Genomic DNA, 24,332 nt, shown 5'->3' on the forward strand with positions numbered 1-24,332 from the left:
ATCACGGGGCGCAATCGTCGCCCATGACAGCGTTGCCCAGACAGGTAATCTGCTCAGCTACGTTTTCACCGAGGGTGATGAATGCGGCAACAGCGCCCAGGGTCACCAGGCCACCTGCTACGGCGTACTCGACGATGGTCAGTCCATCTTCGTCTTTCACAAATTTCATCACCGATTGTTTGATTGCTTCAAAAGTCATTTCGCCCACCTCACTCACGTTTGTCTTTGCAAGGATTCAGCGGCACTGCTCGCCCCGCCTGTGATGGACCCTAGACCTGCCCAAAATCAGCGGTTAGGAGTTTTTTGCGGATCGATAGGACTTTTTTGCGGATTACAACGGAGCGGAAATCAATGGAAGTCAGGCCGGATGCGGTCTGGGCAGGCGTGGCACCCTGCATAAAAAGAACCAAGGTGATTGGTCGGGCGACGAACGGAGTGGTCGTGCGGAAATCCCCTAGAAATGGGGGTCCCGGGCCTGGCTAGAACAGAATGTGCAGGGAAACCTGACGGACAATAAGGGTTCGTTCTTTACACTGGTGGCACAGTGGCAATACTGCATCTCGGGGAAGGGACAATAACGAGTGCAGGGTTCGATCATGCAGTCCTACTCAGCCGGTAGACCAATCTTGCTTTGGCTTGACCTGACGCGCGATAAGTCAACACACAAGCTCATGCAGCAGTTCGAGGATTACTGCGAATGCAGGCGGGGCGACGTTTCGCTACCTGCTGGCTGGGAAGGCTCCAGGCAGGTGGACATGCTTTGCATCCACTTCGACAAGCCCGACGCGAACGGCCTGAACCTTCTGCTGGAAATCAAGCGGACAAACCCATCGATCCCGATCACCATGTTCACCGTGCAGCACTCCGAAGAGCTCGCCGTGTGGGCCATGCGCGCCAGGGTATGGGAATACATGGTGCTGCCGCTCGCCGGCGAGGATAAAAGCCGCTATCTCCATTCGCTTCGGCAACTTCGCGAAGTACGGCGGGACGTTCCCAGCCTGGGCAGGAAGCCACTGGTTGACCACAACCCTTCCCTGCCGGGCAGCATCCGCCTGACGTCGAACCATCAGAAGCACAAGGCGCTGGGCAGGATCATGCCGTACATCGACCAGAACTTTCGCGAGAGCATCGACCAGAAGGAACTGGCCCGACGTTGCGGCATGACGCCCTTTCGCTTCAGCCGCCTGTTCAAGGAGGTCAACGGCGTCGGCTTCATGGAATACGTCCTCGGCAAGCGCATGGAGTTCGCCAAGGACCTGCTGGCGAACAGCCAGATGCCCGTCACCAGCATCGGCTACGAGGCAGGATTCAAGGATCCGTCCTACTTCGCCCGCGCCTTCAAGCAGTTTGCCGGCTGCACGCCCAGCGAGTTCCGGCAACGCCTGCGTCAGGAAGAAAGCGAGAGCGAGGTACTCGATGATGCCACCGCTGCGAAGCTGGAACAGGTGATCAAGAGCATCACGGCCTAACGGCCTCCGCCCAGGTCTGCCAGCCGGGCAATCAACCCGGCCTCATCCAGTACCTTGACGCCCAGTTCGCTGGCCTTGGCCAGCTTGGAGCCAGCCCCGGGGCCCGCAACCACACAGTGAGTGCGCGCGGAAACCGAGCCGGCCACTTTGGCGCCCAAGGCTTCCAGCTTCTCTTTGGCCAGATCACGGCTCATGGTCTCCAGGGTACCGGTCAGCACCCAGGTCTGGCCGGCGAGTGGCAACCCTTCCACGATCTTCTTTTCGCTCTCCCAATGCATGCCGAAGTCGCGTAGCTGCACGTCGATGGCCCTGGCCCGCTCGATGTTTCCAGCATCACTGAAGAACTCGCGCAGCGCCTGCTTGGCCTTCTCGTTCAGCCCCTTCATCACGCTCAGCTCCAGCCAGTCCCGGCTCAGCGCAATCACGCCATCGAGGCTGCCACCCTTGTCCGCCAGGTTCTTCGCGCCAGTGGCCGCGATGCCCGGGATATTCAGCTTGTCGATGAATCCCGCCAACGTTGTGCAAGCCGCAAATTCGGCCGACACATCACCCTCGTCCTGCAAGGTCACGCCTCGCGCCAACAGGTCGCGAATGACCTGCTGGTTGTGCTCGTCGGCGAAGAAACTGTGAATCTCGTGGGCCACTTCCAACCCCACATCCGGCAGGTAGGTGAGCACTTCCGGCAAGGCACGCTGGATGCGCTCGAGCGAGCCCAGGGCACGCGCCAGGAGCTTGGCGGTTTCCTCACCCACGTCAGGAATGCCAAGTGCGTAGATGAAGCGCGCCAGGGCCGGCGTGCGGCTGTCTGCTATCGCGCCAAGCAGGTTCCGAGTCGAGAGGTCGGCGAAACCCTCAAGTACCACGACCTGGTCATAGGTCAGGGTGTAAAGGTCGGCTGGCGAAGCAACCAATCCAGCATCCACCAGCTGCTCGACGATCTTGTCGCCCAAGCCTTCGATATCCAGGGCACGACGCGAGGCGAAGTGGATGATCGCCTGCTTTAGTTGGGCTCCACAGGCCAGGCGACCGACACAACGGTACACCGCGCCCTCACTGACGGTTTCCTTGCCCTTGCCACGCTTGACCAGTTGGGTCCGCTCCACTGCCGACCCGCACACCGGGCAGTGTTCGGGGATATGCACGGGGCGCGCGCCTGCGGGGCGACGCTCAGCCACCACCTGCATGACCTGCGGAATCACATCGCCAGCACGACGAATGATCACGGTGTCACCGATCATCAGGCCCAGGCGGGCTACTTCGTCCATGTTGTGCAACGTGGCGTTGGAGACGGTCACGCCTGCCACCTGGACGGGTTTGAGACGTGCAACCGGGGTCACCGCGCCAGTGCGGCCCACCTGGAACTCAACGTCCAGCAACTCGGTGAGTTCCTCGCGCGCCGGAAACTTGTGGGCAATGGCCCAGCGAGGCTCACGGGCGCGGAAGCCCAGCTCGCGCTGCCAGGCCAGGTTGTTGACCTTGAAGACCACGCCGTCGATCTCGTAGGCGAGGCTATCGCGACGCTCGCCGATAGCCTGGTAATACTCGCGGCAACCCGTCGCGCCTTTGGCCAGCTTCAACTCTCGGCTAATGGGCATGCCCCAGGTCTTGAGCGTTTGAAGAACTTCGTACTGGTTGCCAGGCAATTCGCCATCTACACGGCCAATGCCGTAGGCGCAGAACTCCAGCGGGCGGCTGGCGGTTATCTTCGCATCCAGCTGGCGCAGGCTGCCGGCAGCCGCGTTGCGCGGGTTGGCAAAGGTCTTGCCGCCGCTTTCCGCGGCGCGGGCGTTCAGCGCATCAAAGCCGGCGCGGGACATGAATACCTCGCCACGAACCTCCAGCACCACCGGCCAGCCCTCGCCCTGGAGCTTGAGCGGCACATTGCGAATGGTCCGGACGTTGCTGCTGATGTCCTCGCCCGTCGTGCCATCGCCACGAGTGGCCCCTCGCACCAACAGGCCATTTTCGTAAAGCAGGCTGACGGCAAGGCCATCCAGCTTCGGCTCGCAGGTGTATTCCACGTCGACGCCGCCGCCAAACAGGTCGCCGGCCGGCAGCAGGTCCCCCAGCCCCTCCCGCACGCGCCGGTCGAAGTCCAGGAGGTCCTGCTCTTCGAAGGCGTTGCCGAGGCTTAGCATCGGTACCTCATGACGCACTTCGCCGAATGCTGCCAAGGCAGCGCCGCTGACCCGCTGGGTCGGGGATTCGGGGGTCACCAGCTCGGGATGCTCCGCCTCCAGGGCCTGCAGCTCACGGAACAGGCGGTCGTACTCGATGTCCGGAACGCTCGGCTGGTCCAGTACGTAGTAGCGGTAGTTGTGCTCATCCAGTTCGGCGCGCAAATGGAAAATGCGCTGGGCGGCAGTCTGGGCGTCGGTCATGGTTCTGGCTCTTTCTCTTGAAACAAAAGGCTATGTCAACGTTAGCTGTTGCCAGGTCAGAGGCGTCAAACGGAGCGCGCCGTAGGAGCGAGCTTGCTCGCGAATCCGCGACATTCGCCAGCAAGCTGGCTCCTACAAGGAGCTCAGACATTCGCCAGCAAGCAGGCTCCTACTAGGAACTCAGTCGGAGACAACGCTTAGTGCCGGCATAGCCAAACGAAAAGAGCAGCCGGGGCTGCTCTTTTGGTCACTGGCGCGTGCTCAGCGTTTCTGGGTCAGGTGCTTGCGCTCGAACTCGACGATGCGCTGGCGGTAATGCTCGATGGTTTGCGCAGTCATCACGCTACGTTGGTCGTCCTTCAGCTCGCCATTCAGTTCCTGGGACAGCTTGCGGGCAGCGGCCACCATCACATCGAAGGCCTGCTTCGGATGACGAGGGCCAGGCAGGCCGAGGAAGAAGCTGACGGCGCGGGTGCTGAAGTGGTCAATGTCGTCCAGGTCGAAGGTACCCGGCTTGACACCATTGGCCATGGAGAAAAGCACCTCGCCATTACCCGCCATGCTTTCGTGACGATGGAAGATGTCCATCGAACCAAAGCGCAGGCCACTTTCCAGGATGTTCTGCAGCAGAGCCGGGCCCTTGAAGCCATCGACGTCGCGGGCGACCACGTTGATCACCAGCACTTCTTCGACTGGCACGTCTTGGGCTTCAGGCTGGGCCTTGGGATGCGACTTGCCGTTCTTCTTGCCCTCATCGACGGGCGTCAGCAGGGTCGGCACTGGCTCGTCGAGGTTAAGGTCGCCTTGCTGCGGCTCGCCACGACGCTTGTTGAGATCGCGCGCACTCAGCGACGGCAGGTCCTCCTCGTCGAGCGATGGTTCTTGATGCTGCTTGTCCTTGACCCGCACCGGGCCCAGCAGGTTTGGATCTTCTTCGTCATCCGGGGCATTGGACAAGCTGCGGTCCAGTTTGAACTTGAGCTTGCCTTTGCCGCCGCTCATGCGGCGCCAGCCATCGAACAGAATGCCGGCAATTACGATGATGCCAATGACGATCAGCCACTCGCGCAGACCGATATCCATGTAGTCCTGTATCCCCTGGTAAAAATGACAAAAGGTAAAGAAAGGACATCCCGTCCCCTGAAACGTGGCGCCCAACTCCATGTTCTGAATGGCGTTTTCCACGTGCAACAAATTTGGGCATTAAGCTAGCACGGCCAGCCCAGCAGAGAAACCTCTGATAGGGCCCTACACGGCTCGATGGGTGAATTTGTCCCGAAGAACCTACACACCTGCCGATCAGGCTTCGACCAACGACAAGGCCTCCTCCACGTCCACCGCCACCAGGCGCGAGCAACCCGGCTCGTGCATGGTCACGCCCATCAACTGGTCAGCCATTTCCATGGCGATCTTGTTGTGGGTGATATAGATGAATTGCACTTTCTCCGACATCTCCTTCACCAACCTTGCATAACGACCGACGTTGGCGTCATCCAACGGGGCATCCACTTCATCCAGCATGCAGAAGGGTGCCGGATTGAGCTGGAAGATGGCGAAGACCAACGCCAGCGCCGTCAGCGCCTTCTCGCCACCGGAGAGGAGATGGATGGTGCTGTTTTTCTTGCCCGGCGGGCGCGCCATGATAGCGACGCCTGTATCCAGCAGGTCTTCGCCGGTCAGTTCCAGATAGGCATGCCCGCCGCCGAAAACCTTGGGGAACAACGCCTGGAGGCCAGCGTTGATCTGGTCGAAGGTTTCCTTGAAGCGGTTGCGGGTTTCCTTGTCGATCTTGCGGATGACATTTTCCAGCGTCTCCAACGCCTCCACCAGGTCATCGTTCTGCGCGTCCAGGTAGCGTTTACGCTCGGATTGTTGTTGGTACTCGTCGATCGCCGCCAGGTTTATCGGCCCCAGACGCTGGATGCGCGCAGCAAGGCGCTCCAGCTCTTCTTCCCAACCGGCCTCGGTAGCCTCACCGGGTAAGGTGGCGAGCACGCCGTGCAGGTCGTAGCCATCTTCGTGAAGCTGGTCCTGCAAGGCCTTGCGGCGCACGCTCAGGGCCTGCCATTCGAGACGCTGCTGCTCCAGCTGGCCACGCAAGAGCTGCGATTGCTGCTCGGCCTGGGAGCGGCGTTTCTCGGCATCGCGCAGTTCGCGGTCGGCATCTTCCAGCGTCAATCTCGCCTGCTTCAATTCCTCTTCGACGCTCATGCGTTTTTCCAGCAGCTCTTCCAGCTTCATGCGCAGCTCTTCGAGCGGTGCGGCGCCCTCCTCCAGGTTGAGGCTGAGCTGCTCGCGGCGCTCGTTGAGACGCTCGAACTGCAGGGCGAGGCGCTCCAGGGCCTGACGAGTGGAATCGTGCTGCGCCTTCAGCGAGCCGACTCGCACGGCCAACTGGTGGGCATGATCCTTGTGCTGCCGAGCTTCCTGACGGATGCGATCAAGCCGTTCGCGAAGGCCGTCACGCTGCGCCAATAGCTGCTCGCGCTGCTCGGTGTCGCTGGCCATGGCATCCAGGGCGTCTTGCAGGGTCAGGCGCGCTTCGCCCAACTGCTCGTGTTCGAGGGCGCGCTGCTCATCCAGTTCGCGCAGCTCATCCTCGAGGCGACGCCGACGCAGCGTCAGCTGCTCGATCTTGGCTTGCTGGGCAGAAAGTTGCGCCTTGAGCTCACCCTGGCTACGGGATTCTTCCTGCAACAGACGGCGTTGCTGCTCGCGGGATTCCTCTTGCTGGCGCTGACTGTCGCGCAATTGTTGCAGGCGCTCTTCAAGCAGCTCCAGCGAAGCCTCGCGCTCCTCGCGCTCGGCCTGCAGGCGCTCCAACTCTTGCCCGCGCGCCAGCAACCCGCTCTCGGCCTCGCTGGCACGGCGCACGCGGAGGAAGTGGCGGCCAACCCAATAGCCATCGCGGCTGATCAGGCTTGCGCCCTCCCCCAGACTCGCGCGCTGGGCCAATGCCTGGTCCAGGCTCTCCACCGGAATGACCTTGGCCAACCAGGGTGCCAGGTCGATCGGCGCTTCCACCTTGTCCAGCAACGTTCCAGGCGCTCTAGCTCCGCTATGTGCGGCGTTCACCAGGCGCAGCTCACCCTGGCTGAACCCGCTCAGGTCGAGGCCAGCGAAGTCGTCCAGCAGTACCGCTTGCAGATCGGCGCCCAGCACCGTTTCCACCGCCAGCTCCCAGCCCTGCTCGACGCGCAGACCTTCCGCCAAGCGCGGTCGCTCAGCCAGTTGTTGATCACGCAGCCATTCGGCAGCGCCCGTGCCGGGATTCAGTGCGGCCTGCTGCAGCGCCTCCAGAGACGCAATGCGCCCATTCAGACGTTGCAGCTCGCCTTGGGCCTGCTGTTGAGACTGGCTGGCCTGTTGCAGCTCTTCGCGTAACGTTTCGAGTTGCTCCACCAGTGCCAACTCGGCGACCTGCAGCTCCTCCAGACGCATTTCGCTGACGGCCAGTTGTTCGCTGAGATCAAGTGCTGCGGCATCTTCCGGGTCGGCGGCCAGTTGGGCACGCTCCTCGTTGAGCCTACGTCCGCGTTCGTGCAGGCGTTCCAGGCTCTGCTCGAGCTGCTGGATCCGCGACTGTTGCACTTCCGCCTGACGGCGCGGCTCGGCGCTGCGCTGGTTGAACCCATCCCACTGCTCCTGCCAGGCGTGCATGCCGCCTTCAGCCTCTTCGAGCTGGGCCGTGGCTTCTTCAGCAGCGGCGGCGCTCATTTCCTGCTCGGGGCCGAGCATGTCCAACTCTTCGCTGAGTGTGGCCAGCAAGGTACGATCGTGCCCGAGATGGGATTCGGTTTCCTGGCGCGAGCGCTCGGCATCACGCAGGTCATCCTGCAACTGGCGAAGCCGCTGCTGGCCGTGCTGGATACTCTGCTCGACGCGGGCAATATCGCCGCCCACGGAATAGAAGCGACCCTGCACCTGGTTGAAGCGCTCGGACAATTCATGGTGGCCGTCACGCAGGCGCTCGATGCTGGCATCGGCATTGCGCTGCTCGGCCACCAGGGCCTCGAAACTGACCTCCTGGTTGCCGATCACCGCTTCGCGCTGACCGACCTGCTCATTCAGCGCACGCCACTTCAGTGCGGCGAGTTGGGCCTTGAGCTGGCGCTCCTCAGCCTTGTATTCCTGGTACTTCTCGGCGGACTGCGCCTGGCGGTGCAGGCGCTCGAGCTGGCGTTCGAGCTCTTCACGCAGGTCAGACAGGCGTGCCAGGTTTTCCTGGGTGCGGCGGATGCGGCTCTCGGTTTCGCGGCGGCGCTCCTTGTACTTGGAGATGCCGGCGGCTTCCTCGATAAAGTTGCGCAGGTCCTCGGGCTTGGCCTCGATCAGCTTGGAGATCATGCCCTGCTCGATGATCGAATAGCTGCGCGGCCCGAGGCCAGTGCCGAGAAAGATGTCGGTGATGTCACGACGACGGCACTTGGTGCCGTTGAGGAAATAGGTGTTCTGCCCGTCGCGGCTGACGCGGCGGCGAATGGATATCTCGGCGAAAGCCGCGTATTCCCCAACCAGGCTGTTGTCGGAGTTGTCGAAGATCAGCTCGATACTGGCCTGGGCCACTGGCTTGCGGGTGTTGGAGCCGTTGAAGATGACGTCGGTCATCGACTCGCCGCGCAGGTTCTTCGCCGAACTCTCACCCATCACCCAACGTACGGCGTCGATGATGTTCGACTTGCCGCAGCCGTTGGGGCCGACCACCGCCGCCATGTTGCTGGGAAAGCTGACCGTCGTCGGGTCGACGAAGGACTTGAACCCGGCCAGCTTGATGCTCTTCAACCGCATCGGCGCGCCCTGCTCAACGCTCGGCCAGGGCTGCGAGCACCAGCGCGCAGTTCTGTTTGCCGTAACCGATCAATACTTCACGGATCCTGGCGGGATCGCGGGCAATCACCGCCTGCAGCAACTCGGCGAACACCTCGATGAACTGCCCCATCTCGCCTTTACGACGCTCCAGGGCAATGTGGTAGGTGCGGCTGATGGCCGGCTGCAGGTTGTCCAGGGTCTGCTGCAAGTACGGATTGTCGGCAAAAGGATAGGCGGCCTGCATGATCGAGAAACTGGCGTCGACGAATGCATTGATGTCCTGCTTCAGCAAGCTATCGGCCAGACGCTGCTGGATGACCAGGAAAGGCGCAAGATCGGCCTCGACTCGCCAGCGCTCGGCCACGGCATTGCCCAACAGGATGTAGAGCTCCATTACCAAGGTGTAGAGGCTACGCACATGCTGCGGGGTGAGCTCGGAGACCTGAGCACCGCGGCGCGGAAGGATATTGATCAGGTGGCGGCGTTCAAGGATCAGCAGCGCCTCTCGCACCGAACCGCGACTGACATTCAGCGACTGGGTGACTTTCTGCTCCTGAATGCGCTCCCGCTCCTTCAGCTCCCCGCGAATGATGCGTTCGGCCAGGTGGTGGGCAATCTGCTCAGCGAGGCTGTCCGGTGCCTTGAACGTCATGGTTTTCCTTCGAACTTGAAAACGGCTGCACAGTGCGCCGAGGGGTTTCCACGGCAACGCTCCAGCGCCGACAGTACTACGGGTACCGGCAGGGAATGCAAGAGCGTGCGGGGTGTTGCCAGGCGCTGTAGCAGAACGCGTACAGGCGGCGAAGTGTAACACAGGGTGTTATGGGCTAAAGGTGACCGGTCGCGAGGTTTCAAACCTGAAGACCGAGCGCGGAACGGGTCGACCGGCGCAATGATCGTCCGACAATCCAACATCAGTACACCGCCCCACCTGCTCCTCCTCCACCTGCAACGCCACTCCGACCACCACGTCGTTGCCAAAGGGCGCTACCAGGTGTTGCAGCATTTCGAAGACAACCCCCAGCGGCCCAATGGCTATGCGGGCATGATCGTCCTCGCACTGATTCCGCCGCCGTGGCGTCGCGTCATGCCCCCAAGGTCCGGGCCCACTGTGCCGGCGCGGGGCACCAGCTGACCCAATCGCAGCAGGCTTGCCCGCTCCCTCAGCTGATGCCTCCCCTGCCTCCCTCAAGCTAAAGCCCCCTGCACGAGCGCTTTGGCGTTTCTACACTGTCAAATAGGTGGCACGAATTGCGCTTGTGCTTGATCTAGAGCGGGTACGTAGGGCTAATAACTGAAACACATGAATATTTCCTGACTCAAGAGTCAAATATTTATTGACCCCAAAGTCAGACAATCTTAAATTTGCCGCCATACGAGCCCTCGTAAAAACAATAAGTGCCTGGAGGTCGTCCTTGATCCAGTTTTTACTCAATCGGGAGCTGCGCACCGAGCATGCCCTCGACCCTAATGTCACGGTGCTCAACTACTTGCGTGAGCATGTCGGCAAACCCGGTACCAAAGAAGGCTGCGCCTCCGGCGACTGCGGTGCGTGCACCGTGGTGGTCGGCGAGTTGGAGGGCGATCGCGTCCGCTACCGCACCCTCAACTCCTGCCTGACCTTTGTCTCCTCGCTGCACGGCAAGCAGCTCATCACCGTCGAAGACCTCAAACACCAAGGTCAACTGCATTCCGTGCAACAGGCCATGGTGGATTGCCACGGCTCGCAGTGCGGTTTCTGCACGCCGGGCTTCGTCATGTCGCTATTTGCCTTGCAGAAGAACAGCAACGGCTACGACAAGGCGCAGACCATGGAAGCGCTGGCCGGCAACCTATGCCGCTGCACCGGATACCGTCCGATCATCGATGCCGCCGAACAGGCCTGCTGCCAGAAGCAGCCGGACCAGTTCGATGCCGCTGAAGCCCAGACCGTGGCCCAGCTGAAAGCCATCGCCCCGCGCGAAACCGCCGAACTGAACAGCGGCGACAAGCGCTGCCTGGTGCCACTGACAATCGCTGACCTGGCCGATCTCTACACCGCCAACCCACAGGCGCGCCTGCTGGCCGGCGGCACCGACCTTGCCCTGGAAGTCACCCAGTTCCATCGCGAGCTGCCGGTGATGATCTACGTCGGCCATGTCGAGGCCATGAAACGCATCGACGAGACTGCTGACTTCATCGAAATCGGCGCAGCCACCCCTTTGTCGGACTGCTACGAGACCCTGGCCCGGGAATACCCGGACTTCGGCGAGCTGCTGCACCGCTTCGCTTCCCTGCAGATTCGCAACCAGGGCACCCTGGGCGGCAACATCGGCAACGCATCGCCCATAGGCGATGCCCCGCCGCTGCTGATCGCGCTCGGAGCCGAGATCGTCCTGCGCAAAGGCAACCAGACTCGCATCCTGCCACTGGACGAGTACTTCCTCGACTACAAGGTCACTGCCCGCCAGGAGGCCGAGTTCATCGAGAAGGTGCGCGTGCCGCGTGCCCGCAAGAACCAGGCATTCCGCGCCTACAAGGTGTCCAAGCGCCTGGACGACGACATCTCTGCCGTCTGCGCTGCCTTCAACCTGATCATCGAGAATGGCGTGGTGCGCAAGGCGCGAATCGCCTTCGGAGGCATGGCCGGGATTCCCAAGCGCGCCAGCGCCTGCGAGCAGTCCCTGATCGGCTCCGCCTGGTACCCGGGCACCATCGAGCGTGCCTGCGAAGCATTGGCCAAGGACTTCACCCCTCTGACGGACTTCCGCGCCAGCAAGGAATACCGTCTCCTGGCCGCGCAGAACCTCCTGCGCAAGTTCTTCCTAGAGCAGCAATCACCAGAAGTCGAGACCCGGGTGACCGCTTATGTCTAACAAACACCACATCAAGACCCAGGCCGAACTGGCGGAACTGTTCCGCGCTGACATCACCACCGGCGTCGGCCGCAGCGTGAAGCACGAAAGCGCGCCCAAGCACGTTACCGGCGAAGCGGTGTACGTCGACGACCGCCTGGAATTCCCCAACCAGCTGCACGTTTACGCCCGTATGAGCGACCGCGCCCATGCGCGCATCACGCGCATCGACACCACGCCCTGCTACCAATTCCCGGGCGTCGCCATCGCCATCACCGCTGAAGACGTTCCCGGCCAGCTGGACATCGGTCCGGTAGTCGCCGGCGACCCGCTGCTGGCGGACGGTAAGGTCGAGTATGTCGGTCAGGTGGTTCTCGCCGTGGGCGCCGACAGCCTGGAAACCGCACGCAAGGCGGCCATGGCGGCCATCGTCGAATACGAAGACCTGGAGCCGGTGCTCGACGTGGTCGATGCCCTGCGCAAGAAACATTTCGTGCTCGACAGCCACCAGCACAAACGCGGTGACTCCAGCACAGCCCTGGCCAACTCGAAGAACCGCCTGCAAGGCAACCTGCACATCGGCGGCCAGGAGCACTTCTACCTGGAAACCCAGATCTCCTCGGTGATGCCTACCGAGGACGGCGGAATGATCGTCTACACCTCCACGCAGAATGCCACCGAGGTGCAGAAGCTGGTGGCCGAGGTGCTCGGCGTGCCAATGCACAAGATCGTTATCGACATGCGCCGCATGGGCGGTGGCTTCGGCGGCAAGGAGACCCAGGCCGCCGGCCCGGCTTGCCTATGCGCGGTGATCGCCCATCTGACCAAGCGCCCGACCAAAATGCGCCTGCCGCGCATGGAAGACATGACCATCACCGGCAAGCGCCACCCCTTCTACGTCGAGTACGACGTGGGGTTCGACGACGATGGCCTGCTGACCGGCATCGAACTGGAACTGGCAGGCAACTGTGGCTACTCCCCGGACCTGTCCGGCTCCATCGTCGACCGTGCGATGTTCCACTCGGACAACGCCTACTTCCTCGAACACGCCACCATCAATGGCCACCGCTGCAAGACCAATACTGCGTCCAACACGGCCTACCGGGGCTTTGGTGGTCCGCAGGGCATGGTTGCGATCGAGGAGATCATGGACGCCATTGCCCGCAATCTGGGCAAGGACCCGCTGGAGGTGCGCAAGCTCAACTACTACGGGAAGGACGAGCGCAACGTCACCCACTACTACCAGACCGTAGAGCACAACATGCTCGCCGAGATGACCGCCGAGCTGGAGGCCAGCAGCGATTACACCAAACGTCGTGAGGAAATTCGCGTCTTCAACGCCAAGAGCCCGGTATTGAAGAAAGGTCTGGCAATGACACCGGTGAAATTCGGTATCAGCTTCACCGCTACCTTCCTCAACCAGGCCGGCGCACTGGTGCATATCTACACCGACGGGAGCATCCACCTGAACCACGGCGGCACCGAGATGGGTCAGGGGCTGAACACGAAAGTCGCCCAGGTGGTGGCTGAAGTGTTCCAGGTCGACATCTCGCGCATCCAGATCACCGCGACGAACACCGATAAGGTGCCCAACACGTCACCGACCGCGGCTTCCAGCGGTACCGACCTGAACGGCAAGGCCGCACAGAACGCCGCCGAGACCATCAAGCAACGCCTCGTGGAGTTCCTCGCCACCCACTTCAAGGTGACGACCGAGGACGTCGAGTTCAAGAACGAGCAGGTTCGCGTGCGCAACCAGTTCCTCTCCTTCGAGGAAATGATCCAACTCGCCTACTTCAACCAGATCTCGCTCTCCAGCACCGGTTTCTACCGCACCCCGAAGATCTACTACGACCGCGACAAGGCCAGCGGCCGCCCCTTCTATTACTTCGCCTACGGCGTCGCCTGCGCCGAAGTGATAGTCGACACCCTGACCGGCGAGTACAAGATGCTGCGCACCGACATCCTGCATGACGTTGGTGCCTCGCTGAACCCGGCCATCGACATCGGCCAGGTAGAAGGCGCGTTCGTCCAGGGCATGGGCTGGCTGACCATGGAAGAGTTGGTGTGGAACGCCAAAGGCAAGCTGATGACCAACGGCCCGGCGAGCTACAAGATCCCGGCCATTGCCGACATGCCGATCGACCTGCGGGTGAAACTGGTGGAAAACCGCAAGAACCCGGAGCAGACCGTGTTCCACTCCAAAGCCGTGGGCGAACCGCCGTTCATGCTTGGAATCGCCGTCTGGTGCGCCATCAAGGACGCAGTGGCCAGCCTCGCCGATTACCGGGCACAGCCCGCGATCGACGCACCGGCGACCCCGGAGCGCGTTCTCTGGGGCGTGGAACAGATGAGGAAATTGCAGCAACCGGTCACGGCCGCCGCCCAGGCGGAGACCGAACCGGCTTAACCCGTAGGAGCCAGGGGAACGCCGAGTTCTTGCTGGCGAGAGTGTCGCTTCCAACGACACGCAATTCGCCAGCAAGCTGGCTCGTACATAGAGAAAAAACGGTGCAGAACAATGACAACACCCACCGATCGACCAAAGACAACGCAGCCCGACACTGACGCCGTGCTGCTGGAAACGCTGCCGGCCCCGGTCCGTCCCAAGGACGGTTGGCGGCTGTCGCGCTCAACCAAGCCCCTGCACAGTTGGAGACTGAGTAAATGAGCTGGATCAGTGCCCTTGCAGACCTGCAGCAGCGCGGCGAGCCCTGCGTCCTGGTGACCATCATCGAAGAACGTGGCTCAACCCCGCGTAATGCCGGCTCGAAGATGGTCGTCACCGCTGATCGTATTTTCGAAACCATCGGCGGCGGCCACCTTGAGTTCAAGGCTATGGGAATCGCCCGCGAGATGCTCGAAAGCCGCCGCCAGGACACTCGACTGGAGCGCTTCAGCCTGGGAGCCAGCCTGGGCCAATGTTGCGGCGGCGCCACTGTGGTGCTGTTCGAGCCCATGGGCCAGCCACAAGCCCACATCGCCGTGTTCGGCGCTGGTCACGTCGGCCGCGCCCTGGTTCCTCTACTGGCCAGCCTACCGTGCAAGGTGCGCTGGATCGACTCGCGAGAAAACGAGTTCCCCGAGCAGATTCCTGCTGGCGTCGAGAAGGTGGTCAACGAGGAAGTGATCGACGAAATCGCCGACATGCCGACGGGTAGCTACTACATCGTCATGACCCACAACCATCAGCTCGACCTCGAGCTGACCGCCGAGATTCTCAAGCGCAATGACTTCGCCTACTTCGGCCTGATCGGCTCGAAAACCAAGCGCGTCAAGTTCGAACACCGCCTGCGCGAGCGCGGCTTCCAGGCCGACGTGGTGCAGCGTATGCGCTGCCCTATGGGCATCGCCGAAGTCAAAGGCAAACTGCCGGTGGAGATAGCCATCTCCATCGCCGGCGAGGTGGTCGCGACTTACAACGCCAGCTTCGGCCAGGAAGTGAAGAAGGGCGAGACCGTCGCCAAGCTGACTCCCTCCTCCCGCCGCGAGCAAGCCTGACATTTTTCCCTTCTCCCCCCGGGAGAAGGTGGCGCGAAGCGCCGGATGAGGGAAGCCTCGCACTGCAGATGTGCGCCACTCCCCCACCCCAGCCCTCTCCCGGAGGGAGAGGGGGATACAAGCCGAACCGAACACGATCTGAACGAGACCGATATGACCCGTCACGTAACCGCCTTCCGCTCCGCCATCCTGCACAGCATTGCCGACCCAGCACAGGTGGGCATCGAAGAGTCCTATCAGTATTTCGAGGATGGCCTGCTGGTCGTCGAGGATGGCCGCGTAGCCGCCGTGGGTGATGCCGAGGCGCTGCTGCCGACGCTGGCAGCAGAAACCGAGGTGCGCGAATACCACGACGCGCTGATCACCCCCGGCTTCATCGACACTCACATCCATTTCCCGCAGACCGGCATGATCGCCTCTTACGGCGAGCAGCTTCTCGACTGGCTGAACACCTACACCTTCCCCACCGAAAAGCAGTTCGCTGACAAGGCACATGCCGCCGACGTGGCCGGCATCTTCCTCAAGGAGCTGCTGCGCAACGGCACCACCACCGCCCTGGTATTCGGCACCGTGCACAAGGAGTCCGTGGACGCCTTCTTCGAGGCGGCCCAATCTCTCAACCTGCGGATGATCGCTGGCAAGGTGCTGATGGATCGCAATGCGCCGGACTACCTGACCGACACCGCCGAATCCGGCTATGCCGACAGCAAGGAATTGATCGAGCGCTGGCACGGCAAGGGCCGCCTGCATTACGCGGTGACCCCGCGCTTCGCCCCCACCAGCACGCCCGAGCAACTGGAACTGGCCGGCAAGCTGTTTGGTGAGTACCCGGACCTGTACATGCACACCCACCTCTCCGAGAACCGCAAGGAGATCGAGTGGGTCAAGGAGCTGTTCCCGGAGCGCAAGGGCTACCTGGACGTCTATGACCACTTCAAGCTGATCGGCCAGCGCGCGGTCTTTGCCCACGGCGTGCACCTGTGTGATGAAGAGTGCAAGCGCCTGGCGGAAACCGGCTCGGCCGTGGCCTTCTGCCCCACCTCCAACCTGTTCCTCGGCAGCGGTCTGTTCGACCTGCAGAAGCTGGAAGAACATGGCGTACGCGTGGGCCTGGGTACCGATGTCGGTGCCGGCACCAGCTTCTCCCAGCTGCAATCGCTGAACGAGGCCTACAAGGTCATGCAGCTACAGGGCAAGAAGCTAGATCCTTTCAAGTCGCTGTACCTGGCGACCCTCGGCGGCGCCCGCGCGCTGTACCTGGATGACAGCATCGGCAACTTCCAGGCTGGCAAGGACGCGGACTTCGTGGTGCTCGACTACAAGGCCACGCCACTGCTGGATTACCGCCTGCAGCAAGCTCGTAGCCTGGAGGAGAGGCTGTTTGCCCTGACCATCCTCGGCGACGACCGCACCGTGAAGGAAACCTTCGCGGCGGGACAGAGCGTGCATCAGCGGGGTTGAAAAGCCGGGGCCGCTTTGCGGCCCTTTGCGAATGGATTCGCACCCACATGACGTGTGCGGCTCAAGCCTTTTCTGGTGGCTGCTCAAGCTTCACGGGGGCGAATTCATTCGCAATGCAGGCCAAAGGCCTGCTCTGGCACTGGCAACCGCTCGCCCAACAAGAAGCCCGCATCTGCGTAATGCTGTTCACTTAGGCATTGGCGGCAGCGCATATGAGGAGGGGCGTGACCGGCCTTCGGAGCAGTCTGCCACCTCGGAGCCCGTATGAAGGCCCTGTAGGAGCGAGCTCTGCTCGCGAAGGAGGCGGGTTCGCGAGCAGAGCTCGCTCCTACGAGAGATACCCGCCCCAACAGAAACAACTGCGTGATGATGTAAAACCAAAAACGCCGCTCTCCTGCTGAAGGAAAAGCGGCGTTTTTTCTTATGTGAACAGAATTACCGCATCTGCGGGGCTTGTTGTTGGGACAAGTCAGGCGCTGCGCGAGCCGCCGCGCCCGGGCTTCTTCTTGGTCTGCAGGAGATGCGAGAACACCGCGTGCAGATCGTCCGACGCACCCCCTTCGTCAAGGTTGAGCTTCTCGTCGATATGATCCATGTGGTGCATCATCAGCATCACCGCGCGCTCGGCATCGCGGGATTCGATGGCGTCGATCAGGCGATTGTGCTCGTCGAAGGAACAGTGCGAGCGGCTGCCGCTTTCGTACTGGGCAATGATCAGCGACGTTTGCGACACCAGGCTGCGCTGGAAGCTCACCAGCGGAGCGTTCTTCGCCGCCTCGGCGAGCTTCAGGTGGAACTCGCCCGAAAGGCGAATACCGGCTCCACGGTCGCCGCGGGAAAAGCAGGCCTGCTCCTCGTTGACCATCTGCCGAAGCTCCTGCAACTGCTCGACAGTAGCGTGCTCGACGGCCAGCTCGGTGATCGCGCGCTCTACCAGGCGGCGCGCGTAAAAGATCTGCCGCGCTTCTTCAACGCTGGGGCTGGCCACCACTGCGCCGCGGTTAGGCCTGAGCAGAACCACGCCTTCATGGGCCAGGCGGGAAAGCGCGCGGCGGATGATGGTTCGGCTTACGCCGAAGATCTCACCCAGGGCTTCTTCACTGAGCTTGGTGCCGGGAGCCAGGCGTTGTTCGAGGATGGCATCGAAAATGTGTGCATAGACGACATCGTCTTGCGTGCCGCTGCGAGTGCTTTTGGCGATGCGCGGCTGCTTCTTGAGTGGCTGCAACTGTTCGTTCATGGGGGCTCGCGTGTGATAACAGCGGTCTACCGGGGCGTTCATTTGCCCCTCTCCACCAAGGCTGAGGGGTAATTCAGCGCGGAGAACCAGGGAAAATTTACCAGATATTGTACACAATCAGAGTGCCTTGCACAGTTTCACCGCCACAAGAGCACCATTCCTGACCAGTTGCACAGATTTTTGGCGCTGTTCCCGCATTTACGGTCACGGCACCCTCAACGGGCCGGGAAATCCCCCCCTCCGTTCTACATTTTTTTGTCATAAGACGCCGTCTCGCCCCATGCATTTGATGCTGTAGCACAACCTCTCCGACTCCCTCTCTCTTCCCAGGCATTCCATCAAGGCATTGTTTTTAAAAGCTTTTTAATCAAAGCAAGCAAGCGAATTGTCTCACCAGAAACTTGCCCCTCAAGTCAGAAATTCTGATTAGGATGATTTTCGCAACACTGAAAACATTATTTGTTTTTTTTGTATACAAAGGCATAATCGCGCCGTGAACTTCCTGACTCATGAGTCAACAAATCAAGGAAGCGCACCATGCCCGCACCTGCCTCAGAGAGTCCGGAGCCCACTCCAGGTTCTGGGTGATCAAAACAAAAGAATTGAGGAGTACCACGCCTGTGGAAAGCATCAAACAACAAGAACAAGGAACGTACGCTGCGCCCCCAACCACCAATGGGCTGCTAGAACGTCTTTTCAAGCTCAGCCTGCACCGCACCACCGTGAAGACCGAACTGGCCGCAGGTCTCACAACGTTCATCACCATGGCCTACATCATCTTCGTCAACCCCAACATCATGGCCGATGCTGGAATCGACCATGGTGCGGCCTTCGTCGCCACCTGCCTTGCAGCGGCTTTCGGCTGCTTCCTGATGGGTCTGTACGCCAACTGGCCCGTGGGCCTGGCGCCAGGCATGGGCCTTAACGCGTTTTTCACCTACACCGTGGTCAACACCATGGGCTACAGCTGGCAGATCGCGCTGGGTGCGGTGTTCCTTTCCGGCGTGCTGTTCATGATCCTGACCTTCTCGCGCATTCGCGAATGGCTGCTCAACAGCATCCCCAGCAGCTTGCGCTTTGCAATGGGCGCGGGGGTCGGGCTGTTCCTCGGGCTGATCGGCCTGAAGACCGCCGGCATCGTCGTCGCCCACCCGGCCACCCTGGTGCACATTGGCGACCTCACCTCTCCGGGTCCACTGCTGGCCGCCATCTGCTTCCTGATGATCGCGGTGCTGGAATACCGCCGCGTGTTCGGCGGTATCCTGATCAGCATCCTCACCGTCACCCTGATCGGCGTCGGCCTGGGCATCGTCAAGTTCGGCGGAGTGTTCTCCATGCCGCCGAGCCTGGCTCCGACCTTCCTGGCCATGGACATAACCGGTGCCTTCGAAGTGTCCATGATCAGCGTGATCCTGGCCTTCCTCTTCGTGCATATGTTCGACACCGCCGGCACCCTGATGGGCGTCGCCCAGCGTGCCAACCTGGTTCAGGAAGACGGTCGCATCGAGAACCTGTCCAGGGCCATGAAGGCTGACAGCGCCTCCAGCGTGTTCGGCGGCGTACTCGGTGTACCGCCGGTGACCAGCTATGTGGAAAGCGCCGCCGGCGTCGCCGCAGGTGGTCGCACCGGTCTGACTGCCGTGACCGTTGGCTTCCTGTTCATTGCCGCGATGTTCTTCGCCCCGCTGGCCGGCATGATCCCCGCCTACGCAACTGCCGGTGCGCTGATCTATGTGGCCATGCTGATGATGGGCGGCATGGCCCACATCGACTGGAAGGAACACACCGAGACCATCCCAGCCATCGTCACTGTGATCATGATGCCGCTGACCTTCTCGGTCGCCGACGGCATCGCCCTGGGCTTCGTGACCTACGTGGCCATGAAGGCCTTCACGGGCAAGTACAAGGACGTATCCGTCAGTTTGTATGCACTGTGCGTGATCTTTGTAGCCAAGTTCATCTTCCTGTAAGCTCCAACTCAGCTAGACCGGGCCCTGCCGCGATGCGGCAGGGCCTTTTCATTTAAGGAGGAGAGAGCCTGTGAGCCTGGAAACCTGGCTGCTATATAGCAGCGCCGCGCTGATCGTCATCCTGATCCCCGGGCCGCTGTCCCTGCTGATGGTCAGCAACAGCCTCAACTACGGCCTGCGCCGCTCGGCCCCGGCGTTTCTGGGAGGGGTTTCCGCTTCCATCTGCCTGCTCAGCGCCTCCGCCCTTGGCCTGGGCGCCCTGCTGCTGGCCTCGGAGAAGCTCTTCAGCGCCCTGAAGATCGTCGGCGCCCTTTATCTCTTCTATCTCGCCTGGCAAAGCTGGCAAGAGTCGCGGCACGCCGCCCAACAGGCCACCGCCGAAGAACAACCGGTGAACCCGGGCTTTCACGCCATGTTCTGGAAGGCCTTCGGCCTGGGCGCCAGTAACCCGAAAGACATCCTGTTCTTCGCCGCCTTCCTGCCGCAGTTCCTCAGCGCCGAGCGCCCATTGCCGACCCAGTTGCTGGTCATGATCGCCACCTGGGCCATGCTGGACCTGGGCTGCAAGCTGTTCTACGGCCTGAGCGCCCAGAGCGCGGCCCGCTATCTGCGTTCGGGAAAAGGCCACGTCTGGTTCAACCGCACCAGTGCAGCGCTGTTCAGCGGTGCTGGCGCAGCTTCCTTGTTATCACGCTGAGCTTTTCCACTGTCGGGGCGGCGGGAGCACATTCCGCCCCCACCCGCCCGCCCCCACAAGGGCATGGCGGATTTCCGCCAAAAATTATCTAAAGCACGGCGGCATTCCGCCACCAATTACCTCCAGGCTTTTCCGATTCGCCCCTCTTCCCTGCATCAGCTCTGGGCCTCGCGCCTCTGGCATGTTGCTTGCCACTGCTTCGTCAGCGAGCCAACAAGAACAAGCCCAGCCGCGCATAATCTCCACCTGACCGTGCCAAGGTACGGTTGCCGCCTAGACTTCCTCTTGTTGCTTCGCCAATACAGCGCCCCTGCGCTTTACTCAGCCAAGAACAATAAGAGGATGCACCAATGTTCAAACCTGCTCTGAAAGGACTCGCCTGCGCACTCGCACTGGCCGCTGCCGGCCTCGCCCAAGCGGCTGACCCGATCGTGATCAAGTTCTCCCACGTGGTGGCGGAACACACTCCGAAGGGGCAAGGCGCCTTGCTGTTCAAGAAGCTCGCGGAAGAACGACTGCCCGGCAAAGTGAAGGTCGAGGTCTACCCCAACTCCTCGTTGTTCGGTGACGGAAAGGAAATGGAAGCCCTGCTGCTCGGCGATGTGCAGCTGATCGCGCCCTCCCTGGCCAAGTTCGAGCAATACACCAAGCAGGTGCAACTGTTCGACCTGCCCTTCCTGTTCAACGACATTCAGGCCGTGGACCGCTTCCAGCAGAGCCCGGATGGCCAGACCCTGCTCAAATCCATGGAAAGCAAGAACATCACCGGCCTTGGTTACTGGCACAACGGGATGAAGCAGCTGTCCGCCAACAAGCCGTTGCGCGAACCCAAGGATGCCCGCGGCCTGAAGTTCCGCGTTCAGGCCTCCGCCGTGCTGGAGGAGCAGTTCAAGGCTGTGCGTGCCAACCCGCGCAAGATGAGTTTCGCCGAGGTCTATCAGGGCCTGCAGACCGGCGTGGTCAACGGTGCCGAGAACCCCTGGTCGAACATTTACTCGCAAAAAATGCACGAGGTGCAGAAGTACATCACTGAGTCCAACCATGGCGTACTGGACTACATGCTGATCACCAACACCAAGTTCTGGACTGGACTGCCAGCCGACGTTCGCAGCGAGCTGGAAAAGATCACTCAGGAAGTTTCAGTCGAAGTAAACAAACAGGCCGAAGCCCTCAATCAGGGCGACAAGCAGCGAATCATCGAGGCCAAGACCAGCGAAATCATTGAACTCACCCCCGAGCAGCGCAACGAATGGCGTGAGGCCATGAAGCCGGTGTGGAAGAAGTTCGAGGGCGAGATCGGTCCTGACCTGATCAAAGCCGCTGAAGCCGCCAACCAGGCTCAATGATCCGCACGCCACCGGGGCTGGCTCTGCCCGCCCCTCGCGGCACGACGCTTCAGCCATCGGGAGATGCCATCCATGAACGCCTTGCGGCGCGTCTGGGACCACTTCGAGGAAGCCTTCATCGCCTTCCTCATGGCGGCCATGACGCTGGTGACCTTCGTCTACGTCATCCTCAACAATCTTTACACCCTGTTCTACAACCTCGCTGACCGCTGGGAAGCCGCCAGCGATACGCTCTTCGCCATCGGCGACAGTATCCTCGCCATGGCCCAGGCCATGACCTGGAGCAACTCGCTGACCAAGGCGCTGTTCGCCTGGCTGATCTTCTTCGGTCTCGCCTACGGTGTGCGCACTGCTGGCCACATTGGCGTCGACGCGTTGGTCAAGCTCACGCCTCGGCGAGTCCAGCGCCTCATCGGCATCATCGCCTGCCTCTGCTGCCTGGGTTATGCCGGCCTGCTCAGCGTAGCCAGCTTTGAGTGGGTGCAGACCCTGTTCACCGCAGCCATAGGCGCCGAAGACCTGGGCCACTATGGCGTGCAGCAATGGCACATCGGCCTGATCGTGCCGCTGGGCTTCGCCATGGTGTTCATCCGATTCGCGGAGATCCTCGTACGCCTCCTGCAGAATCGCCAGACGGGCCTGGGCCTGGCCGATGAGGCCGCCGAAGTGCTCAAGCTGACCGAACACGACGAGCCGCACAAGGAAGACAAGCCATGACCGTCCTGTTCCTCTTCTTCCTGCTGTTCCTGCTGATGTTCATCGGCGTGCCCATTGCCATCTCCCTCGGCCTCGCGGGCTCGATGACCATCATCCTGTTCAGCCCCGACTCGGTCCGCTCATTGGCGATCAAGCTCTTCGAGACCTCCGAGCACTACACGTTGCTAGCCATTCCCTTCTTCCTGCTGGCCGGCGCCTTCATGACCACCGGGGGGGTGGCTAAACGCCTGATCGACTTCGCCAACGCCTGCGTCGGCCATATTCGGGGCGGCCTGGCAATCGCCGCCGTGCTGGCCTGCATGCTGTTCGCTGCACTTTCCGGCTCTTCACCCGCCACGGTGGCAGCCGTCGGCTCGATCGCCATCGCCGGCATGGTCCGCTCCGGCTATCCGCAGGCGTTCGGCGCTGGCATCGTCTGCAACGCGGGCACCTTGGGAATCCTCATCCCGCCATCGATCGTCATGGTGGTTTATGCCGCCGCCACCGAAACCTCGGTGGGCAAGCTGTTCATGGCCGGCGTCGTGCCCGGGATCATGCTCGGGGTGGTACTGATGATCGCGATCTACATCGTCGCCGTGAAGAAGAACCTGCCCGCCCTACCCCGCGCGACCTTCCGCGAGTGGCTTTCCGCGGCACGCAAGGCTATCTGGGGCCTGCTGCTGATGCTGATCATCCTCGGCGGCATCTACTCCGGGATGTTCACACCCACGGAAGCGGCGGCTGTGGCCGCAGTGTATTCGGCCTTCATCGCCCTGTTCGTCTACAAGGACATGACCCTGAGCGAAGCGCCGAAGGTGCTGCTGGAGTCCGGCAAGCTGTCCATCATGCTGATGTTCATCATCGCCAACGCCATGCTCTTCGCCCACGTGCTGACGACCGAGCAGCTACCGCAACAGATCACCGCCTGGGTGATTGACGCAGGCCTGACACCGGTGACTTTCCTGCTGGTGGTGAACATCGTGCTGCTGATCGCCGGAGCGTTCATGGAGCCATCGGCGATCATCCTGATTCTGGCGCCCATCCTGTTCCCCATCGCCATGAAGCTGGGCATCGACCCCATCCACCTCGGCATCATCATGGTGGTGAACCTGGAGATCGGACTGGTAACACCGCCGGTTGGCCTTAACCTCTTCGTCACCTCAGCAGTGACCGGGATGCCACTGACCGCGACAATCCGCGCCGCCATGCCCTGGTTGATGATCCTGCTGGCATTCCTGGTCCTGGTCACCTACGTGCCCTGGATATCGCTAGTACTGCCGAACTGGCTGGGCATGACCTGATCCCTTGCGCATCTCCCCGTGATGCGTTTCAGCCCGGCCTTGTGCCGGGCTTTTTTTATAATTGGGCGTAGCAGTGTGCGCGGGCGCCCTGGTTTTTCTCAGACAAAAAAAGCCCGCAGTGTGAGCGGGCTAGAAGGACTCGTTGAGTCGAGGGTAACGAGAACCGTAATACTAGCTGCCCCGATACGTGGAGTAACTGTAGGGCGAAATCAGCAGCGGCACGTGGTAGTGATCCTGCTCGGCGGAAATGCCAAAGCGCAGCACTACGACATCCAGAAAAGCGGGCTCAGGCAGCTTCACCCCACGGGCGCGGTAGTAATCGCCGGCATGGAAGTGCAACTGATAGACGCCGCTCTGGTAGTCGGCGCCCTGCAGCAGAGGCGTATCGCAGCGGCCGTCATCGTTGGTGTTGGCGGTGGCAACCAGCTCCATGCCTGCGCCTTCTACGCGGTAGAGCTCGATCTTGATGTCACGGCCAGGGCAGCCGTGGGCGGCATCCAATACATGCGTGGTCAAACGTCCCATTGCTCGCTGGGCGCCTTCAGGGCCGGTCGATCAGGCCGCTGACGAGACGCCACACCTCCTCTGCTTGTTGAAATCGGTGCATGGACAGGGCCAAAAGCCCTG

17 protein-coding genes and 1 pseudogene are annotated in these 24,332 nt (G+C 61.5%); 11 read left to right on the forward strand and 7 right to left on the reverse strand.

Annotated elements, in window-relative coordinates; all coding sequences use genetic code 11:
* Position 1: 1 nt before the first annotated feature.
* Positions 2–199, reverse strand: coding sequence for a Flp family type IVb pilin (locus tag OXH74_RS23640; RefSeq protein ID WP_375739121.1), 198 nt, complete (start codon positions 197–199; stop codon positions 2–4).
* A 397-nt stretch (positions 200–596) separates the two neighbouring features.
* Here OXH74_RS23640 and OXH74_RS23645 point away from each other — a divergent pair, with 397 nt between their 5' ends.
* Complete coding sequence (locus tag OXH74_RS23645; RefSeq protein ID WP_375739122.1) at positions 597–1,469, forward strand: DNA-binding response regulator; 873 nt, start codon at positions 597–599, stop codon at positions 1,467–1,469.
* Here OXH74_RS23645 and ligA read toward each other — a convergent pair.
* The 4 genes from ligA to OXH74_RS23665 all read right to left on the reverse strand — a co-directional run bounded on the left by ligA (position 1,466) and on the right by OXH74_RS23665 (position 9,311).
* Entirely contained in the window at positions 1,466–3,850 is a 2,385-nt protein-coding gene (gene ligA / locus OXH74_RS23650; protein WP_375739123.1) for an NAD-dependent DNA ligase LigA, read from the reverse strand. The two genes, OXH74_RS23645 and ligA, sit on opposite strands and share 4 nt — an antisense overlap.
* A gap of 261 nt (positions 3,851–4,111) precedes the next feature.
* On the reverse strand, positions 4,112–4,933 hold the full coding sequence (zipA, locus tag OXH74_RS23655; RefSeq protein WP_215373089.1) for a cell division protein ZipA: 822 nt from the start codon (positions 4,931–4,933) through the stop codon (positions 4,112–4,114).
* A gap of 216 nt (positions 4,934–5,149) precedes the next feature.
* On the reverse strand, positions 5,150–8,638 hold the full coding sequence (gene smc, locus OXH74_RS23660; RefSeq protein ID WP_375739124.1) for a chromosome segregation protein SMC: 3,489 nt from the start codon (positions 8,636–8,638) through the stop codon (positions 5,150–5,152).
* Positions 8,639–8,651: 13 nt separating this feature from the next.
* The gene (locus tag OXH74_RS23665; RefSeq protein WP_375739125.1) at positions 8,652–9,311 is read right to left on the reverse strand and encodes a GntR family transcriptional regulator; all 660 of its coding nucleotides are present in this window, start codon (positions 9,309–9,311) and stop codon (positions 8,652–8,654) included.
* Between the two features lie 276 nt (positions 9,312–9,587).
* Between OXH74_RS23665 and OXH74_RS23670 the strand changes: the two are divergent.
* From OXH74_RS23670 to guaD, 5 genes and pseudogenes are all read left to right on the forward strand, one after another.
* Positions 9,588–9,856: pseudogene (locus OXH74_RS23670) on the forward strand (hypothetical protein); the annotation flags it as partial.
* A gap of 218 nt (positions 9,857–10,074) precedes the next feature.
* Positions 10,075–11,514, forward strand: a complete 1,440-nt coding sequence (gene xdhA, locus OXH74_RS23675) for a xanthine dehydrogenase small subunit (protein ID WP_375739126.1) — start codon at positions 10,075–10,077, stop codon at positions 11,512–11,514.
* Positions 11,507–13,903 carry a xanthine dehydrogenase molybdopterin binding subunit gene (gene xdhB, locus OXH74_RS23680; protein ID WP_375739127.1) on the forward strand — a complete coding sequence of 799 codons (2,397 nt, stop codon included), beginning with the start codon at positions 11,507–11,509 and terminating at the stop codon, positions 13,901–13,903. The genes xdhA and xdhB overlap by 8 nt, the downstream gene beginning before the upstream one ends.
* 257 nt (positions 13,904–14,160) lie before the next feature.
* Positions 14,161–14,994, forward strand: a complete 834-nt coding sequence (gene xdhC / locus OXH74_RS23685; protein WP_375739128.1) for a xanthine dehydrogenase accessory protein XdhC — start codon at positions 14,161–14,163, stop codon at positions 14,992–14,994.
* 153 nt (positions 14,995–15,147) lie between these two features.
* Positions 15,148–16,455 (forward strand): guanine deaminase, encoded by a 1,308-nt coding sequence (gene guaD / locus OXH74_RS23690; protein ID WP_375739129.1) that lies wholly within the window; start codon positions 15,148–15,150, stop codon positions 16,453–16,455.
* A gap of 469 nt (positions 16,456–16,924) precedes the next feature.
* On the opposite strand, the gene OXH74_RS23695 is transcribed toward guaD, so the two are convergent.
* Positions 16,925–17,695 carry a GntR family transcriptional regulator gene (locus OXH74_RS23695; protein ID WP_375739130.1) on the reverse strand — a complete coding sequence of 257 codons (771 nt, stop codon included), beginning with the start codon at positions 17,693–17,695 and terminating at the stop codon, positions 16,925–16,927.
* Between the two features lie 620 nt (positions 17,696–18,315).
* Here OXH74_RS23695 and OXH74_RS23700 point away from each other — a divergent pair.
* The 5 genes from OXH74_RS23700 (at position 18,316) to dctM (ending at position 23,705) form a co-directional block, all read left to right on the forward strand.
* Entirely contained in the window at positions 18,316–19,665 is a 1,350-nt protein-coding gene (locus tag OXH74_RS23700; RefSeq protein WP_375739131.1) for an NCS2 family permease, read from the forward strand.
* Between the two features lie 70 nt (positions 19,666–19,735).
* Complete coding sequence (locus tag OXH74_RS23705) at positions 19,736–20,362, forward strand: LysE family translocator (RefSeq protein WP_375739132.1); 627 nt, start codon at positions 19,736–19,738, stop codon at positions 20,360–20,362.
* A 350-nt stretch (positions 20,363–20,712) separates the two neighbouring features.
* Positions 20,713–21,708 carry a C4-dicarboxylate TRAP substrate-binding protein DctP gene (dctP, locus tag OXH74_RS23710; protein ID WP_375739133.1) on the forward strand — a complete coding sequence of 332 codons (996 nt, stop codon included), beginning with the start codon at positions 20,713–20,715 and terminating at the stop codon, positions 21,706–21,708.
* Between the two features lie 72 nt (positions 21,709–21,780).
* Complete coding sequence (locus OXH74_RS23715) at positions 21,781–22,425, forward strand: TRAP transporter small permease (RefSeq protein WP_215373121.1); 645 nt, start codon at positions 21,781–21,783, stop codon at positions 22,423–22,425.
* Positions 22,422–23,705 carry a C4-dicarboxylate TRAP transporter large permease protein DctM gene (gene dctM, locus OXH74_RS23720; protein WP_375739134.1) on the forward strand — a complete coding sequence of 428 codons (1,284 nt, stop codon included), beginning with the start codon at positions 22,422–22,424 and terminating at the stop codon, positions 23,703–23,705. Before OXH74_RS23715 ends, dctM begins: the two co-directional genes overlap by 4 nt.
* 171 nt (positions 23,706–23,876) lie before the next feature.
* Here dctM and uraH read toward each other — a convergent pair whose 3' ends face one another.
* The gene (uraH, locus tag OXH74_RS23725) at positions 23,877–24,230 is read right to left on the reverse strand and encodes a hydroxyisourate hydrolase (protein ID WP_215373148.1); all 354 of its coding nucleotides are present in this window, start codon (positions 24,228–24,230) and stop codon (positions 23,877–23,879) included.
* Between the last annotated feature and the right edge of the window lie 102 nt (positions 24,231–24,332).

This window comes from Metapseudomonas boanensis (genome assembly GCF_042232855.1).
Taxonomy (GTDB): Bacteria; Pseudomonadota; Gammaproteobacteria; order Pseudomonadales; family Pseudomonadaceae; genus Metapseudomonas; species Metapseudomonas boanensis.